General features: G+C 71.6%; 13 protein-coding genes. 4 read left to right on the forward strand and 9 right to left on the reverse strand.

Translation table 11 applies throughout. From position 1 onward, the window contains the following. Positions 1-2 precede the first annotated feature (2 nt). The 6 genes from ACIGJO_RS09075 to ACIGJO_RS09100 all read right to left on the reverse strand — a co-directional run bounded on the left by ACIGJO_RS09075 (position 3) and on the right by ACIGJO_RS09100 (position 8270). On the reverse strand, positions 3-833 hold the full coding sequence (locus ACIGJO_RS09075) for a S1 family serine peptidase (protein WP_399954256.1): 831 nt from the start codon (positions 831-833) through the stop codon (positions 3-5). 147 nt (positions 834-980) lie between these two features. After that, positions 981-2528 carry an RNA polymerase sigma factor gene (locus ACIGJO_RS09080; RefSeq protein WP_399954258.1) on the reverse strand — a complete coding sequence of 516 codons (1548 nt, stop codon included), beginning with the start codon at positions 2526-2528 and terminating at the stop codon, positions 981-983. 323 nt (positions 2529-2851) lie between these two features. Further along, positions 2852-3739 carry a FadR/GntR family transcriptional regulator gene (locus tag ACIGJO_RS09085; RefSeq protein ID WP_266924647.1) on the reverse strand — a complete coding sequence of 296 codons (888 nt, stop codon included), beginning with the start codon at positions 3737-3739 and terminating at the stop codon, positions 2852-2854. Positions 3740-3899: 160 nt separating this feature from the next. Further along, entirely contained in the window at positions 3900-5636 is a 1737-nt protein-coding gene (locus tag ACIGJO_RS09090) for an ATP-binding cassette domain-containing protein (protein ID WP_399954262.1), read from the reverse strand. 267 nt (positions 5637-5903) lie between these two features. Further along, on the reverse strand, positions 5904-6677 hold the full coding sequence (locus ACIGJO_RS09095) for an NUDIX hydrolase (protein WP_399954265.1): 774 nt from the start codon (positions 6675-6677) through the stop codon (positions 5904-5906). A gap of 141 nt (positions 6678-6818) precedes the next feature. Beyond that, on the reverse strand, positions 6819-8270 hold the full coding sequence (locus ACIGJO_RS09100; RefSeq protein ID WP_399954268.1) for a DUF4192 domain-containing protein: 1452 nt from the start codon (positions 8268-8270) through the stop codon (positions 6819-6821). 289 nt (positions 8271-8559) lie between these two features. On the opposite strand from ACIGJO_RS09100, the gene ACIGJO_RS09105 reads away from it, so the two are divergent. Next, positions 8560-9216 (forward strand): isochorismatase family protein, encoded by a 657-nt coding sequence (locus tag ACIGJO_RS09105; RefSeq protein WP_399954271.1) that lies wholly within the window; start codon positions 8560-8562, stop codon positions 9214-9216. 67 nt (positions 9217-9283) lie between these two features. Then, positions 9284-10201 (forward strand): acetylglutamate kinase, encoded by a 918-nt coding sequence (argB, locus tag ACIGJO_RS09110; protein ID WP_399954274.1) that lies wholly within the window; start codon positions 9284-9286, stop codon positions 10199-10201. 276 nt (positions 10202-10477) lie between these two features. Here the strand turns inward: argB and ACIGJO_RS09115 are convergent, their stop codons facing one another. Further along, positions 10478-10987, reverse strand: coding sequence for a GNAT family N-acetyltransferase (locus tag ACIGJO_RS09115; RefSeq protein WP_399954564.1), 510 nt, complete (start codon positions 10985-10987; stop codon positions 10478-10480). 389 nt (positions 10988-11376) lie between these two features. On the opposite strand from ACIGJO_RS09115, the gene ACIGJO_RS09120 reads away from it, so the two are divergent. Continuing rightward, on the forward strand, positions 11377-11829 hold the full coding sequence (locus ACIGJO_RS09120; protein ID WP_399954276.1) for a hypothetical protein: 453 nt from the start codon (positions 11377-11379) through the stop codon (positions 11827-11829). Between the two features lie 267 nt (positions 11830-12096). On the opposite strand, the gene ACIGJO_RS09125 is transcribed toward ACIGJO_RS09120, so the two are convergent. Both ACIGJO_RS09125 and ACIGJO_RS09130 read right to left on the reverse strand, forming a co-directional pair. After that, positions 12097-13665 carry an amidohydrolase gene (locus ACIGJO_RS09125; protein WP_399954279.1) on the reverse strand — a complete coding sequence of 523 codons (1569 nt, stop codon included), beginning with the start codon at positions 13663-13665 and terminating at the stop codon, positions 12097-12099. Between the two features lie 140 nt (positions 13666-13805). Beyond that, complete coding sequence (locus ACIGJO_RS09130) at positions 13806-14018, reverse strand: MbtH family protein (protein WP_399954282.1); 213 nt, start codon at positions 14016-14018, stop codon at positions 13806-13808. 266 nt (positions 14019-14284) lie between these two features. On the opposite strand from ACIGJO_RS09130, the gene ACIGJO_RS09135 reads away from it, so the two are divergent. After that, positions 14285-15403 carry an alpha/beta hydrolase-fold protein gene (locus ACIGJO_RS09135; protein ID WP_399954285.1) on the forward strand — a complete coding sequence of 373 codons (1119 nt, stop codon included), beginning with the start codon at positions 14285-14287 and terminating at the stop codon, positions 15401-15403. Positions 15404-15555: the final 152 nt, after the last annotated feature.

A 15555-nucleotide genomic window follows, 5' to 3' on the forward strand; every position in this document is an offset into this window, starting at 1 on the left:
GGTCAGATCCGGCCGGCCGCCCAGCGCATGGCCGCGGAAACCCGGGTGTAGACCCCCGGGCTGTCGGCGCGCCCGCAGCCGCTGCCCCAGGAGACCAGGCCCACAAGCCGCCCACGGGCCACCAGAGGCCCGCCGCTGTCCCCCTGGCAGGCATCGTGCCCGCCCTCCGGATCGCCCGCGCAGACCATCGCTGAGGCGTCGTACGTGCCCTCCGGGCCGCCCGGGTAGGCACGCTCGCACGTGCTGTCCGGCAGAAGCTCGACCTCGGCGGAGCGCAGAGCCGACGCATAGGCGCCGCTGCCGCTCACGTCGCCCCACCCGTAGACGACGGCACCGGTACCGGCCGCATAGGCGGTGTCACTCTCCGGAGCCATCTCGATCATGCTGCCCTTCGGCAGCGGAGTCGCCAGAGTGAGCACCGCGAGATCACCCGCGTTGGAGTCCCGGTCGTATCCGGGATTGACCCACGACGCCCGTACGGCGATCTCCTGACCGGTGGAGTCGCGCAGCCGGTCCCGGCCCGCGATGATCCGCAGATCGTCCACGTCGGCCGCCTCCCCGCCTAGCACCTCTCCGCTCAGGCAGTGGGCTGCCGTGAGCACCTTCGTCGGAGCCACCGCCACCCCGCCGCAGAACTGACCTGCGCGCGTTCCACCGAACCGGTCACGGCTCGACACGGCCACGACCCAGGGGCTGTCGGCCACGGAGGCGGGCTGTCCGCCGATGATGATGCCGCCCGCGGCAGCCGAGGCGGGGGTTCCGGGCTGCACCACGGCCGCCACGGCGGTCAGGGCGAGTACCCCGGGCAGGGCACGGACGACGGTACGGAACATGAAGGCTCCTGACGCTGCGGTGATCAAGGGTCCACCCAGCGTCGTCCAGTGCTCCTGGGCCCGCATCCGGACACACAGGCCGAGGGCCCGGCTCCCCCATGGGGTCCGGGCCCTCGGCCTGTGTGTCCGGCTCCGTGTGTCCGCGGCCTAGTCGAGGTAGTCGCGCAGCACCTGGGAACGCGAGGGGTGACGAAGCTTCGACATCGTCTTCGACTCGATCTGACGGATGCGCTCACGCGTCACGCCGTAGACCTTGCCGATCTCGTCCAGCGTCTTCGGCTGGCCGTCGGTCAGACCGAAACGCATCGAGACCACGCCGGCCTCACGCTCCGAGAGGGTGTCGAGCACCGAGTGCAGCTGCTCCTGGAGGAGCGTGAAGCTGACCGCGTCGGCCGGAACGACCGCCTCGGAGTCCTCGATCAGGTCACCGAACTCGCTGTCGCCGTCCTCACCCAGCGGGGTGTGGAGGGAAATCGGCTCACGACCGTACTTCTGGACCTCGATGACCTTCTCGGGGGTCATGTCGAGCTCCTTGGCCAGCTCCTCCGGGGTGGGCTCACGGCCCAGGTCCTGGAGCATCTGGCGCTGGACGCGCGCGAGCTTGTTGATGACCTCGACCATGTGCACCGGGATACGGATGGTGCGGGCCTGGTCCGCCATGGCGCGGGTGATCGCCTGGCGGATCCACCAGGTGGCGTACGTGGAGAACTTGTAGCCCTTGGTGTAGTCGAACTTCTCGACGGCACGGATCAGACCGAGGTTGCCCTCCTGGATCAGGTCCAGGAAGAGCATGCCGCGGCCGGTGTAGCGCTTGGCCAGCGAGACCACGAGCCGGAGGTTGGCCTCCAGCAGGTGGTTCTTGGCGCGGCGCCCGTCCTCGGCGATGATCTCCAGCTCACGCTTGAGCTTCGGCGCGAGCTTGTCCGAGTTCGCCAGCTTGTCCTCGGCGAACAGACCCGCCTCGATGCGCTTGGCGAGCTCGACCTCCTGCTCGGCGTTGAGGAGCGGGACCTTGCCGATCTGCTTCAGGTAGTCCTTGACCGGGTCGGCCGTGGCGCCGGCGACGGCGACCTGCTGGGCAGGCGCGTCGTCCTCGTCGTCATCGGAGAGGACGAAGCCCTTGTTCTCGCCCTCGCCCTCCTCTTCCTCGCCCTTGCCGGCCTTGACTTCCTCGGCCGCCTCGTCACCGTCGAGGAGCTCGTCGTCCTGCTTGCCGGACTTCTTCGTCGCTGTCTTCTTGGCCGCGGTCTTCTTCGCGGCGGTCTTCTTGGCAGCGGTCTTCTTGGCTGCCGTCTTCTTCGCGGGAGCGGCCGCTGTGGCGTCGTCGGCCACCGCGTCCGCACTCTCGGCCGTCGGGGCGGCAGAGGCCGCGACAGTCCTCGTCACGGTCGTCTTGGCCGCGACGGTCTTGGTGGCGGTGCGCTTGACCGGGCTCTTCGCTGCGACGCTCTTGCGGGCGCGCTTCGGCGACTCCGCGGCACTGACCATCAGCGTCACACCCTCTTCCTCGAGGATCTGGTTGAGGCTGCGCAGAACATTCTTCCACTGGGTTGGCGGAATCTGGTCAGCCTCGAAGGCCCGACGCACGTCATCGCCGGCGATCTGCCCATCAGCCTTTCCCTGCTCGATGAGCGCCATCACAGACTCGGACTCGGCGATCTCCGGCGGGAGCGTACGGGATGTGCTGGCCGACACGAACAACCTCTCGGAACGATGGAAACGGCTTCCGGCCCGGCCCTCGAGAGGGCTGGAACCGACGACCGTCGACTGGGGATGTCGCCGACGGCGCGGGTTTGGCCTCAGAACTGCACAGCGCACTGAACGGCTGCTGTATTCCTTCTGCGGCGGTCACCTCTTAAGTCATCGCACTGTTTCGAGGAGTGTTACGCCCAATCCGCGTGGCCCGAGTCACACCTCATTTGCGACGAACAGTGCCAGGGGTGACATCCCCCCACAATTGTGCCGCCGGACCGGAGGGTCCGGCGGCACAGGGTCCATGCACCCCGGCCGTGCTGCGATCAGTGCTCGCGCGGCGCGGGAACCACCCGCTCCACCTCGGGGTGAACGACGAGCAGTTGGCGCATGGCCGTCTCGGCGGCCGCGGAATCGCCGGACGCGAGGGCTTCGACAATGCGGGCGTGGTGGGCGAGCGACGCCTCCGCCGGGCGGTCACAGCCAGTGACGGGGCCACCTGAGACGTGCAGCGCCGCCGAGACGATGCCGGAGAGGTGCTCCAGCATCCGGTTGCCCGCGGCCTGGATGAGCAGGGAGTGGAATTCGGCATCCGCCCGGGAGAACGTGATCGCGTCCCCCTGTCCCAGCGCGTGGCCCATGATCTCGACCATGTCGCCGAGCCGCTGCTGGATGTCCTCACGTCCGTGCCCGGCCGCCAGCCGGGCCGCGAGCGGCTCGATCGTCCAGCGGAGCTCGGCCAGCTCGCGGCGCTGGTCGTCCCGCTGAGGACCGAAGGCCCGCCATTCGATGATGTCGGGGTCCAGCAGATTCCAGTCACTGACCGGACGCACCCGCGTACCGACATTGGGGCGCGCGCTGACCAGGCCCTTGGCCTCCAGCACGCGCAGGGACTCACGCACAACAGTACGGGAGACCTCGAAACGCTGACCGATCTCCTCGGGAACGAGCGGGCGATCGGCGCCGAGATCTCCGGAAACGATCATCTGGCCCAGCTGCTGAACGAGTTGGCCGTGGAGGCCACGTCCTCGGCTGGCAGCCCCGCGTCGGCTCGCCCGCCCAAGCTCGGAATCGGGTCCGCCCCACGAGCGGATCGCGGCGCGCTCGCCGGCCGGCGCCTCCGTGTAGGGGTAGCGGTCGAGTTCGCCCGAGCCGGCGAGGCCGGAGTCGGCGGAGCGGGCGGCGGTCATCATGGTGTGCGCAAGGGTACTCACGCATCCTTTGTCGGCGCGGCGCGCCCGCCTCTTGAGGTCTTTGGTGAAAAGCACACGAAAGGGTGATCGGCACCCACCCCTCAATTGACGACATAATGCCACAAGAAGAGCATTTTCAAGGGAGTTGCTGGGTTTGAGCCGCCCACCGGATACATCGCGGTCACCAACGAGCCCTGCTTCGCAGGCTGGTGAACAGATACGCGCAGATCAGGGCCGACAGCGACAGGGCGAGCGCCGTCCCCACGGGCTGTGCCACCACCCGCACGACCGCCAGGACCCATCTGTCCGCCTCGTGCGGCAGTTGCCACCAGGCCAGCTCCCTCAGCCTTCCCGGGAGCCCCGCGGCCGACCGCGCCACCGGTCCCTCCAGCGCCTTCCGGACGAGCGGCACGATGAGCACCGGAACGGCCAGCACCGCGGCGACTCCGGCACCCGTCACCCTGAAGATCCCTGCGGCCAGCAGGCCGGCCCAGGCACAGCCGACGGTGAGGCCCGCCCAACTCGCCGCGAGCGGGGCGGCGTTCGCCGGGACCTCGATCAGTTCCCGGCCGTACACGAGGCGAATGACCTGGGCGTCGCACAGCACCGAGAGCAGCGCGAGCAGGAGGGCGGTACCGGCCGTGACGCCCAGCTTCGCGAGGAGCAGCCCGAGGCGCCGGGGAACCGTCCCACGGCCCGCGGCCAGCGCCGGATACCGGAATTCGTCCCCGAAGGAGAGGGCCCCGATCAGTCCGGCACCGAGCGCGGCCGGGGGCAACGGCAGCAGAGCGGGCCACGCGGACAGCAGATGCGGCAGCGGCGTGCCGTCCGTGCGGGCGAGCAGAGCGGCGAGCCCGGCCGACACCAGCAGAACAGCGGCCATGATCAGGGCCGTTGTCCTGACGCCCAGCAGGCGGCGCAGTTCGTAGCGCAGCGGGCGCAGCGGTCCTCGGGCGGGGCGCACCGGGATCACCGGCGGCGGTTCGGAGCGGGCGGCGGACGAGGCCTGCCGCGGCACGGTCCCCGTTTCACCGGTGACGACCGGTCCGGTGTCGCCGGTCTCGTCGGCGAGTTGATGAACGGGGACGCCGTGCCTGAACGCCGTGTCCCCGATCTCGGCGCAACTGCTGCCGTACACCGACAGACGGCTGCCCGCCTCGGTCACCACTTCGACGGAGCGCCGCGCCGCGCGTGCCTCGCGGGTGACGACCGCGGCCAGCCGGGCCGCGTGCGGAGTCCGGACGGCGACGCGCGGGCGCAGCCGGGTGCGGGAGAAGTCGGCGACGTCCTGGTCCGCGACGAGCCGCCCGCCGTCGATGGTGACGACACGGTCGGCGGTACGGGCCGCCTCCTTGGGGTCGCTGACGGCGCACAGGACCGTTCCCCCCTGGGCCGCGTGGGCGCGCAACAGCCCGTACAGCCAGTTGTTCTCCCGGGGCGAGAGGTCTTCGGCGGGTTCGTCGAGGAGCAGTGTGTGCGGGTCCCCCAGAAGCGCGGACGCGAGAGCGAGGCGACGGTCCATGCCCACCGAGAGGCTGCCGATGCGCTGGTCCCCCAGTCCGGCGAGGCCGACGGCTTCGAGCACGTCGTCGGCGCGGGCGGCGGGTACCCCCGCGGCCGCGCAGAGCATACGGAGCTGGCCGCGGGCCGTACGGGCGGGGTGGCCGGGAACGTCCCCGAGAAGGACGCCCACCTCCCGCGCAGGGTGGGCGATGCGGTGCAGTGGCCGCCCGCGGAAGTAGGTGACACCTCGCCCGGCGTCGAGTTCGAGCATCAGGCGCAGCGCCGTGGTCTTCCCGGAGCCCGGAGCACCGAGCAGCGCGGTGACGCGGCCGGGCCGGGCCTCGAAGGTCAGATCGCCCACGGCGGGCGAGGCGTCGCGGCGGGGTTTGCTGGTGAGTCCGATGGCCTGGAGCATCGCTTCTCTCGCGTTTCTCGCGGAAGGTGAGACCGCTCGGCGGCAGGTGGGTACCGCAGCAACATAACGCGACAATTGCGACTTTTGGCGCAGCAGTGGACCGGCGGGTGTTCCGCGGGGGTCGGGCCGCGCGCCCCGGGCGCGGCTTCGCCGCCCGGGGCTCCGGACCCGCACCGCTTCAGACCTCACGGGCCACGGACCACGGATCAGGCCCCGGGCCCCGGGCCACGGACCTGGACCTCGGGCCTCAGCACCGGGCTTCGGGCCTCAGACCTCGGGCCTCAGCATCGGCGGGTTGAGCACGGTGGCGGCGCCGGCCCGGAAGAGCTGCGCGGGACGGCCGCCCTGCCTCGTGGTAGTCCCTCCGGACGGCACCAGGAAGCCGGGCGTGCCGGTGACCTTGCGGTGGAAGTTCCGGGGGTCGAGAACCACGCCCCACACCGCCTCGTACACCCGGCGCAGCTCGCCGACCGTGAACTCCGGCGGGCAGAACGCCGTGGCCAGCGACGAATACTCGATCTTGGAACGGGCTCTCTCCACCCCGTCCGCGAGGATCCGCGCATGGTCGAACGCCAGCGGCGCCGGCTGATCGCCGTCGCGGCCCGGGTCGCTGTCCGGGCGGAGCAGATCCCCGACCGGGGCCCAGCGCGCACTGTTGGCGTCGCCGCCCGCGCGGGGCGCGGGAAGGTCCGGCGCGAGCGCGAGGTGTGCCACGCTCACGACCCGCATCCGAGGGTCACGCGCCGGGTCCCCGTAGGTCGCCAACTGCTCGAGGTGCGCGCCGTTGCCCACCGCCGGGGTCGTCTGAGTCGCCGGATCATGGGCGCAGAGCCCGGTCTCCTCGGCGAGTTCACGCGCCGCGGCCGCTCCGAGATCCTCATCGGTCCGGACGAATCCGCCGGGCAGCGCCCACCGGCCCTGGAACGGCGGTTCCCCTCGGCGTACGACCAGCGCGCAGAGCGCATGGCGGCGCACCGTGAGCACGACCAGGTCGACGGTGACAGCGAAGGGCGGGAAGGTCGACGGGTCGTAGGGCGGCATGCCGCGATCATAGTCGTCTGCCTGACGATAAACACTCCATTCGACATCCTCGCGATCCGTGAAATCCGTCGGATCCAACGGAGCCGGCCGTGCCGGGGCAGGGCGGGTGCGCCGGGTGGCCGTACTCCGCCGTCGCGGGACTCATCGGCCGCTCCCGGTCCCCCGCCGCCCGTAGCGGCCGGCTTCCCGCTGCCTGCGCCGGGCGGCATCACCCGGACGGACGGAACCGGGTGTCTCCTTCCTCCGCTTCGCGTCGGGTGCGCGCCGCGGCGGACGGGGCAGCCGGGGCGTCCGCTCCGCGCGCGGCCGCGTGCCGCATTCACGCAGGGTGCTCCGAACGCTCCCTGACCGTCCGTCAGCACTCCCGGCGTCACCTCCCGCGGCTTCGGCGTCCCGGTGTCCTCCGGCCGGGACGCCGTCGCCCGAGGAGTCGGTGCCCGGGACACCGCCCGTGACACCACCCCCCGTGGCGGAGTCGTCCTCGCCGCGCAGACAGCGGCGCAGCGTCTCGGGGTCCAGGCCCTCGTTGCATGCCTGGTGCAGCAGTTGGGCGAAGGTGTAATCGGGGTCGGCACGGAGGGCCAGCCCCAGGGCGACCCGCGCGCCCGGTTCGTCACCGGTCGACCAGGAGACCCAGCCCGCCAGGGTGAGCGGAGCGGCGGCGTGTTCCACGTACGGGCCCACGCAGCGGCGGGAGAGCGCCCGCCACAGCCTCAGCGCCGAATCCGCTTCGGGACCCTCCATCCACTCCGCCGCCCTGTCCCGGGTCTCCCGGTCCTGGAGTCCGAGGATCACGGCTGCCGCCTCGTCGTGGCTGATCAGCTGGTCGTCGCTCCGGTCGGCGGCCGACGGCACGGACGGCGGCACCTGCCGCAGACGCCGCATGAGCACCCGCGCGAGCTCCAGGGTCTCCCCGGCCACCTCCGCCCGCCCCTCCTTGTCCAGGATCCGGGACACCATCGAAGCCCCCGCCGTGTCCAGTGCGTGGCACTGCGCGGGGGCGGCCGGAGACCGCCACGGCGAGAGCCGCTCCTCCATGTCCCGCAGGGAACCCCGCACTTGAATACCGGCGTACGCCGCCGCGGCCGCCATGACCGTGGTGCCGGGCATCGCCAGAGGGTTTCCCTGTACGGGACAGCACCGGGCATCGGGGCAGCAGTAGGACCAGTAACGGCCGTCGGAAATGCAGAGGGCCTCCAGAACGGGGACGTCGAGGGCTCCGCAGGCGGTGCGCAGGCACTGGGCCAGGGGCCTCAGACGATCCATGGTCTCGTGGGCGCTCTCCCCCTCGGCCGGATCCTGACAGAGGAACACGACGATCGCGTCGGGCCGGGAACCGCGCCGCCCGCTCCCCACGATCAGGGACTCCGCCAATTGGCCCGCGACGGGCGCCCATTCCTGCGGCGCCCGCGGAATGCCGAGCCTGAGCCTGCCGCCGAAGCGGCCGCGGCCGCCGTGCAGGGCCACCATGACCACGCTGTCGTTCGGATGGAATCCCATGAGGTACGGAAGGGCATCGGCAAGCTCGGCGGGACCGCGCAGAGTGATCTGCTGCTCGTCGGCCGGTCCGGTGGATTCGTGGTGCTTGTTCATGGCATGACCGTCCCGCGATCCGCGGAATTCCGCGACCCCTGTGGATAACTGTTGTCCACAGGGCCGCACCGCCGTTCGCGGTTTGTCATAGCCATCGGGTTGCATGGGGGGCGGTGCCGCGATCCGATCGGCATCCCCTTGCACGGCAAGGCAGTTGACCTGCCCGGCGGACACCGGGAGACGGGGAGGGCCACGCCATGATTGCAAGAATTTAGGTTAGGCTAAGCTAATAACAACTCGGCAGTTCGGACCCGGCGGTGCGTGCGTCATCGGGGAAGGGGAGTCACCCATGCGCCTACCCGCCATCGACGCCTACCCCATGCCGGAACGCGGCGCTCTCCCCCTGTCGCAGGTCTCCTGGAGGATCGATCCGGCGCGGGCCGCGCTGCTGATCCACGACATGCAGAGCCACTTCGTCGGAGCGTTTCCGGCGGGGCGGTCGCCCGTGCTGGAACTCGTCGACAACATCGCGGCGCTCCGGGAACTCGCCGGGACACTGCGCATGCCGGTCATCTTCAGCGCGGAGCCGGCCGGACAGGAGCCGGGGCAGCGCGGACTGGTCGCCGACATATGGGGGCCGGGCATCGGGGACGAGCCCGATGCCGCCGCGATCGTCGAGCCCCTCACTCCGCGCCCCGGCGAGCATCTGCTGCCGAATGTGCGTCACAACGCCTTCCTGCGCAGCCATCTCGGCAGGCTGCTGCGCGCGAACGGCCGCGACCAGCTGATCATCTGCGGGGTGTACGCGCACCTCGGTGTGCTGCTGACCGCCGCGGACGCCTTCATGAACGACATCCAGCCGTTCGTCGTCGCCGACGCGGTGGCCGACTTCTCCGCCGAGGAACACATGCTGGCGCTTCGCTGGGCCGCGCGCAGCGGCGTGGTCTGCATGACGGACGGCCTGTTGCGCGGCCTGCTCCTGCACAGGGAACCCGAGAACGCGTGACCACTTCGCACGCCGGACGGACAACCGGACGCGCAGGACGAACGGGCACCGACGAGAGACGGAGACCATGACTCATCGGGCCGCAGCAGTTGTCACGCAGCGCGCGGACGCGGATCCGGCCGCCGGGCCGCGCATCCGGCCGGAGGAACCGCCGGGCGGTGTGGTCGTCGTCAAGTTCGGCGGCAACGCCATGGTGGACGCCGCACTGCAGCGGACGTTCGCCCAGGACGTCGTGGAGCTGTGGCGCGCGGGTCTGCGCCCGGTCGTCGTGCACGGGGGCGGGCCGCAGATCAGCGCGATGCTCGACCGCCTCGGCCTGGAGACCCGGTTCGAGGCGGGCCTGCGGGTGACCACTCCGGAGATCATGGACGTCGTGCGCATGGTGCTGACCGGCCGGGTCCAGCGGGAACTGGTCGGACACATCAACGCCCATGGCCCCTTCGCCGTGGGCATGACCGGCGAGGACGCGCACACGATGACAGCGGTGCGGCGGTCGGCCCGGGTGGACGACCGGCCGGTGGACATCGGTCTCGTGGGTGATGTGGTGGAGGTGAACCCGGGGGTGGTCCGCGCACTCCTGGAGCAGGGCCACATCCCGGTGGTCTCCCCCGTGGCACGCGGCGAGGACGGCCAGGTCTACAACGTCAACGCCGATCTCGCGGCGTCGGCTCTCGCCGTGGCCCTCGGCGCCCGGCGACTGGTGGTGCTCACCGATGTGGAAGGGCTGTACGCGGAATGGCCGCACAGCACCGAGGTGATCGGGCGTCTGACGGCCGACGCCCTGGACGGGATGCTGCCGGAGCTGGCGAGCGGGATGCTGCCCAAGATGGAGGGCTGCCTCCGGGCCGTACGCGGCGGCGTGCACAGGGCACATGTGCTCGACGGCCGCGTGCCGCACGCGGTGCGGGCCGTCTTCGGCGGGACCAGCCCCGGCACCACCGTGGTTCCCGACGGCCGTCCGGACACCGGCCGGAGCGCTGCCTGACCCCCACGGGGACGGTCGCCTCGGCCCCGGCACCGGGGCACCGGGGCACCGGGGCACCAGGGCACCAGGGCACCAGGGCACCAGCGGAGAACGGTGCCGACAGAAGGCCGGTGCGACGGAAACGGTGCCGGGCGAAAGCCGATGCCGACAGATACCGACGCCGTCCGGAAACCGGTGCCGGCAGCAACGGGGCCTCCTGGACCCGGTGGCAGCGGAAACCGGTGCCGACGGCAGCCGGCGCCCGGCGGAAACCGGCGCAAGCGCACCCGCCGTACGTCACAGGGACCTCGCGAGTATCCGCGCGTTGCGCCGGGGGTCCAGGGACTCCACCCAGGACGGCGGCGCCAGACCTGCGGCCGCGGGCGTGAATCCGTACCGGAGGAACAGGCCACCGCCACCGGTCGTCGCCGTGAACAGCGCACCGAGCGACCGGGCGTGCGCCATGGCCAGCGCGGCCCGCAGGAGCCCGGCTCCCACCCCATGCCCCTGCCTGTGCCCGGCCACGCAGAAGTTGTACAGAACACCTGCGGGACCGCCCCCCTCCCCCGGGCCGGCCGGGTACACACGCAGGCCCACGCAGCCTTCCAGGGGACCCTCGGGGGCCGCCGACACAAGGAACTCGGCCGCGCGGGCGGCGTACAGCGGGAGGGGCCGTTCCCTCAGCGCCCCCGAGAGCACGAAGGGCCGGGACAGCTCGGCCAGCGCGGCAGCGTCGCCCTCATGGGCGGAGCGCACGGAGGGTGCCGGCGCGAAACGCGCGTGCGGCGGCGGGGCGGGGCGCGGCATGGCCGTGAACAAGGCTTTCCTTCCTCGGTTTCCACGATCGAAGAAATGGCTCATCGCCGTGACACCGCAACGAACAAGCGAGGTAAGGCTAGCCTTACCTTAGTCGCTCGTCCAGTGCGGAACCGACCATGCGGCACCGCCACTTCGACCCCCACCAGTGGCCGGAACACCCTGCCGGCCCCATGCCGCACGAAGGCCTCAGTGCGCGCGAATCCACCCTCATTTTGGCCGTAGCATGTCAAAAATCATGACGGTGTGCCTTGTTGTCTCCAGGGGGCCGTGCCTCAATGGGGGAACCGCCTTCCTGACGACACGTCAGGGCGGTTCCGCCATGCGGCGCGGCACGGCGATCGCGCGCCGGCAGTCCCCCCACACGAAGGGCAACCACCATGCACGGCACTCGGCTCGGTATCGGTTCCGTCCTTGCTGCGGGCATGCTCGCGCTGGCCCCCACAGCCAGCGCGGTCACCCCCACCACCGCCACCATCACGTTCGACTGCGGTTCCTACGGTTCGGGCAGCGCGTCCCTCACCGCCACCCAGAGCGGGACGGCCGCGACCATCAACGTCTCGACGTCCGCCATCACCGCCCCCATCAACGTCGGGGCGAACTCGGTCAAGTCGACGCTCACACTCACCAACAAGGGTGCGGGCTCGGTGACGTTCACCGGCAGCGCCAACCCTGCCATCCCGGCCGGAAGCCCCGTCTCCACGGGCCCGCTGAAGGGGACCGTGGCCTCCGGGGACAGCCTGGCGGCCACATCCCTCAAGGTCGTGGTCTTCGGCATCAGCGTGACGTGCAACGCGACGTCGGCCCAGGCGCCGGGACCGTTCGTGTTCTGAGCCGGCCCCCCGGCGACGTGCCGGGACGCAACAGCGACAGCAACACCGCCGGCCGGTGCCCCCGTTCGCGACGGGGACACCGGCCGGCGGCCGCACGACAAGGCACGACACAACACCGCACCGCACCGCACCGCACGACACAACACCGCACCGCACGCACGACACAGCACGGCGCAACCCGATGCGATGCGATGCAGTGCATCGCGGGTCGAGAAGAGAGCAGGGCCGGTCCGGAACGGAAGCCGCAGAACCCGGCTCCGTCGCGGATCAGCCCCCGGTCTTCCTGCCACCGACGTACGTCGCCACCACCTCGATGTCCCCGATGCGTGACACATCGACCCGCCGGGGGTCGTCCCCGAGCACGACCAGGTCGGCGGACTTGCCCGCGGTGAGGCTTCCCAGGCTGTCCTCCCAGTGGCAGGCGAACGCTCCGGCGACGGTGTAGGCCCGCAGTGCCTCGTCGACGGTGATGCCCTCGTCCGGGCCGATCACCTGGCCGGACAAGGAGGTGCGCTCGACCATGAACTGGACGGCTCGCAGCGGGGATCCGTCCGTGACGGGACGGTCGGAGCTGCCGACGAGGGGAATGCCGTGGTCCAGGAACCCCCTGCCCCGGTAGAGCCACGGAGCCCGTTTCGCGCCCATGACCGCCGCGTAGTCGTCGCCGTAGTACCGGAGGAAGTTGGGCTGGACGACCGCGCTGACGCCGAGCCGCGCGAAGCGCGGGAGCTGGTCGGGACGGATCAGGCCGGCGTGCTCGATGCGGTGCCGGGCGCCGGGGCGCGGCCGGAGGCGCTGGGCCCGTTCCAGGGCGTCCAGGGCGAGGTCCGCCGCACGGTCACCGATCGCGTGGACGGCGAGCTGCCACCCGGCGAGATGGCCGTCCACGATCATGTCCGCGAGCACATCGGGGTCGTCCTGCAACTGTCCCGCGTGGTCCAGCCCTTCGTACGGGCCGGAGAGCGCGGCGGTCCGGGCCATCATGCCGCCGTCGGTGTAGATCTTCAGCGCGCCCACGGAGAGACGGTCGTCGCCGAACCCCGTGCGCAGGCCGAGGTCCAGGGCCCGGGGTATACCGTCGGTCGCGTGCACGGAGACCGGGCGAAGCCGTTCCGCCGACACCATGAGCTGCACGCGCAGCGGCAGCGATCCCTCCTCGCGGGCGAGTTGGTAGGCGCCCAGCTCGACCGGACTGTGACCGAAGAGAGTGCCGCCGATGCCCGCCTCGGCGCAGGCGGTGACCCCCTCGGCCAGACAGGTCCGGGCGGCACGCCCGATCGCCCCGGCCAGCTCCCGCTGGGAGTACGGCAGGCGCAGCGCGCGGGCGGCGCCCATCGCGCCCTCGGCGAGGAAGCCGTTCTCGTGCGGGACACCGTCCGGCAGCAGGGCCAGCACGGCGGAGTTGACGACGCATCCGTGCCCGGAGTCGTGCAGCATGAACACCTTGCGCCCATGGCTGACCGTGTCGAGTTCGGCGGCGGTCAGATGGCGGCCCAGGGCTCGCTGGTCGTAGCCGACGAGGCTCAGCCAGTCGCCGGGCGAGCCGGTCCGGGCGGCGGCCTCCCCCACGATCGCGAGCACCTCGTCGATCCGTGTGCGTCCCGCGATGCTCAGGGTCGTCTCCTTGAGCCCGGTCCAGGCCAGGTGCACATGGGAGTCGATGAACCCGGGCAGCACGGTGGCTCCCTGGAGGTCGACCACCTCCCGGGCGGGCAGGGAGGTCACCGCCTCGTCCAGACCCACGATCCGGCCCCGCCAGATGCCCAGGTCATGGGCGACGGGGTGGTCCGGGTCCATGGTGAGGAAGCGCGCGTTCGTCAGTCTGGTGCAGAGCATCAGCGGTGTCCCTCCGAGATGTCGCCCGGGATGACCGCGGGCGGGCCCGGCCCCCGGGGAACGGCCGCCTTCCGCGGCGTACCGCCGTCCTCGTCACCCCTGTCGGGGCAGGCCCCTCGCGGTACGGTTCGCCGTGAAGGTCAGGCGTCCATGGACGCCGCGAGTGAACGGGGGCGCAGGTCGGTCCAGTTGGTCTCGATGAACTCCAGGCACGCCTCCCGGGTGGTCTCGCCGAGAGCGGTCGTCCAGCCCCCGGGAACCTCGGCGAAGGACGGCCAGAGCGAGTGCTGTCCCTCGTCGTTCACCAGGACCAGGAAGCGGCCTTCGGGGTCGTCGAAAGGGTTGGTGCTCATGCTGTCGGTGCCTCCTCGGGCCGACGGGCCGGTGGTGGCCGCGTCGTGAGTGCGTGTCAGGTCGTCGTGGCTGCGGATTGAGCCGGTACACCGGGAGCGAATTAGGTTAGGCTCGCCTAATTAAAAGGGAGCTTAGCCTTTCCCTTTCCCTCTCACAAGGAGACGTTCATGCGCCTGGTGACCGAACCGGCCCGCGCCGGGGACGGCACGGACCACCCCGCGACCGGGTCCTTCCGGACCGTGGACGGCTGCTTCACCGCCCGGCCATGACCGGTCCGGTACCCGGCCGCGCGGCCGGCGGGGAGACCCCCTTCGTCAGGTTCGGTATGCACGGCAGACCCGGAACCGACGAGTTCTGGGCGGCGGCGCGGACACCCGCGTCGGTACCCGCCGACGACGGTGGTGCCGGCTGGTCCACCGTGTTCCTGTGGCGCGGATCTCCGGCGGTCATCGACTTCGAGAGCTGGTCGGAGCCCGTCCCCCTGCTGCGCTTCGACGATACGGACTGCTGGTACGCCGAGGTGCGTATGCCCGCGCGGCTGCGGGTGACCTACCGGTTCGTGGCGGGCGGCGCGACGTACGCGGACCCGTTCAACCCGGTCGGCGCGGGCGGTGACCGGTCCATCGCCGCGACCCCGGACGCCCCGGCCCAGCCGCACTGGCCCGTCCTCGGCGCCGAGGACATCCTCCCCGTGCCGTCCGCCCGGCTCCGCTGGAACAGCCAACGGCTCGGCGGGCGGCGTACCGTGCGGGTCCACCCGGCGGGCGGCGGCGGCCCGGTGGTCCTGCTGCTCGACGGGGACGACTGGCTGTATCTGCACCCGGCCATGACCGCGTTCGACTCGGCCGTCGCCAGTGGGGAGATGCCCCCCGTCACGCTCGTCTTCCTTCCGGCCAAGGACCGGGCGGCCGAGTTCGGGTGCCGGCCGGAGCTGTGGGACGCGGTCCGCGACGAACTGCTGCCGCTGGTGGCGCAGTCCGGGGTACCCGCCGACCCGGACCGGCTGGTGGTCGCCGGGCAGAGTCTCGGCGGGCTGAGCGCGCTGTACGCGGCGCTGGAGTTCCCGGACCTGGTGTCCCGGATCGCCTGTCAGTCGGCGTCGTTCTGGTGGACGCCCCAGGCCATGGAGTCGGCGGATCCCCTGGGCGGCCCGGTCGGCGGAGCCGTCGCCGCGCGCCTGCGGGAACACCCGGGGCTGACCGGGCTGCGGGCCGCGTTCGACGTGGGGGAACACGAGACACGGATGCTGCCCCACTGCGAGCTGGCCGAGACGCTGACCGAGCGCGCCGGTGCCACGGTGCGGGTCTCGCGGTCGGCCTCGGACCACGACCGGGCGGGCTGGCGGCACGCCCTGCTCCGGGATGTCGCCTGGGCACTCGACTGAGCACTGCCGAAGCCACCGGGAGCGCCGAGGACTCGGGGAACACGGAGAACGCCGGGGGACGCCGAGGACGCAGAAGCCACCGGGAGCGCCGAGGGTGCCGGGGACGTGCCGCCGCGTCCCCGGCATCCTCCACGCACGCACGCCTACGGGCG

Origin of the sequence: Streptomyces sp. NPDC079020 (assembly GCF_044542225.1) — a bacterium.
Classification (GTDB): domain Bacteria; phylum Actinomycetota; class Actinomycetes; order Streptomycetales; family Streptomycetaceae; genus Streptomyces.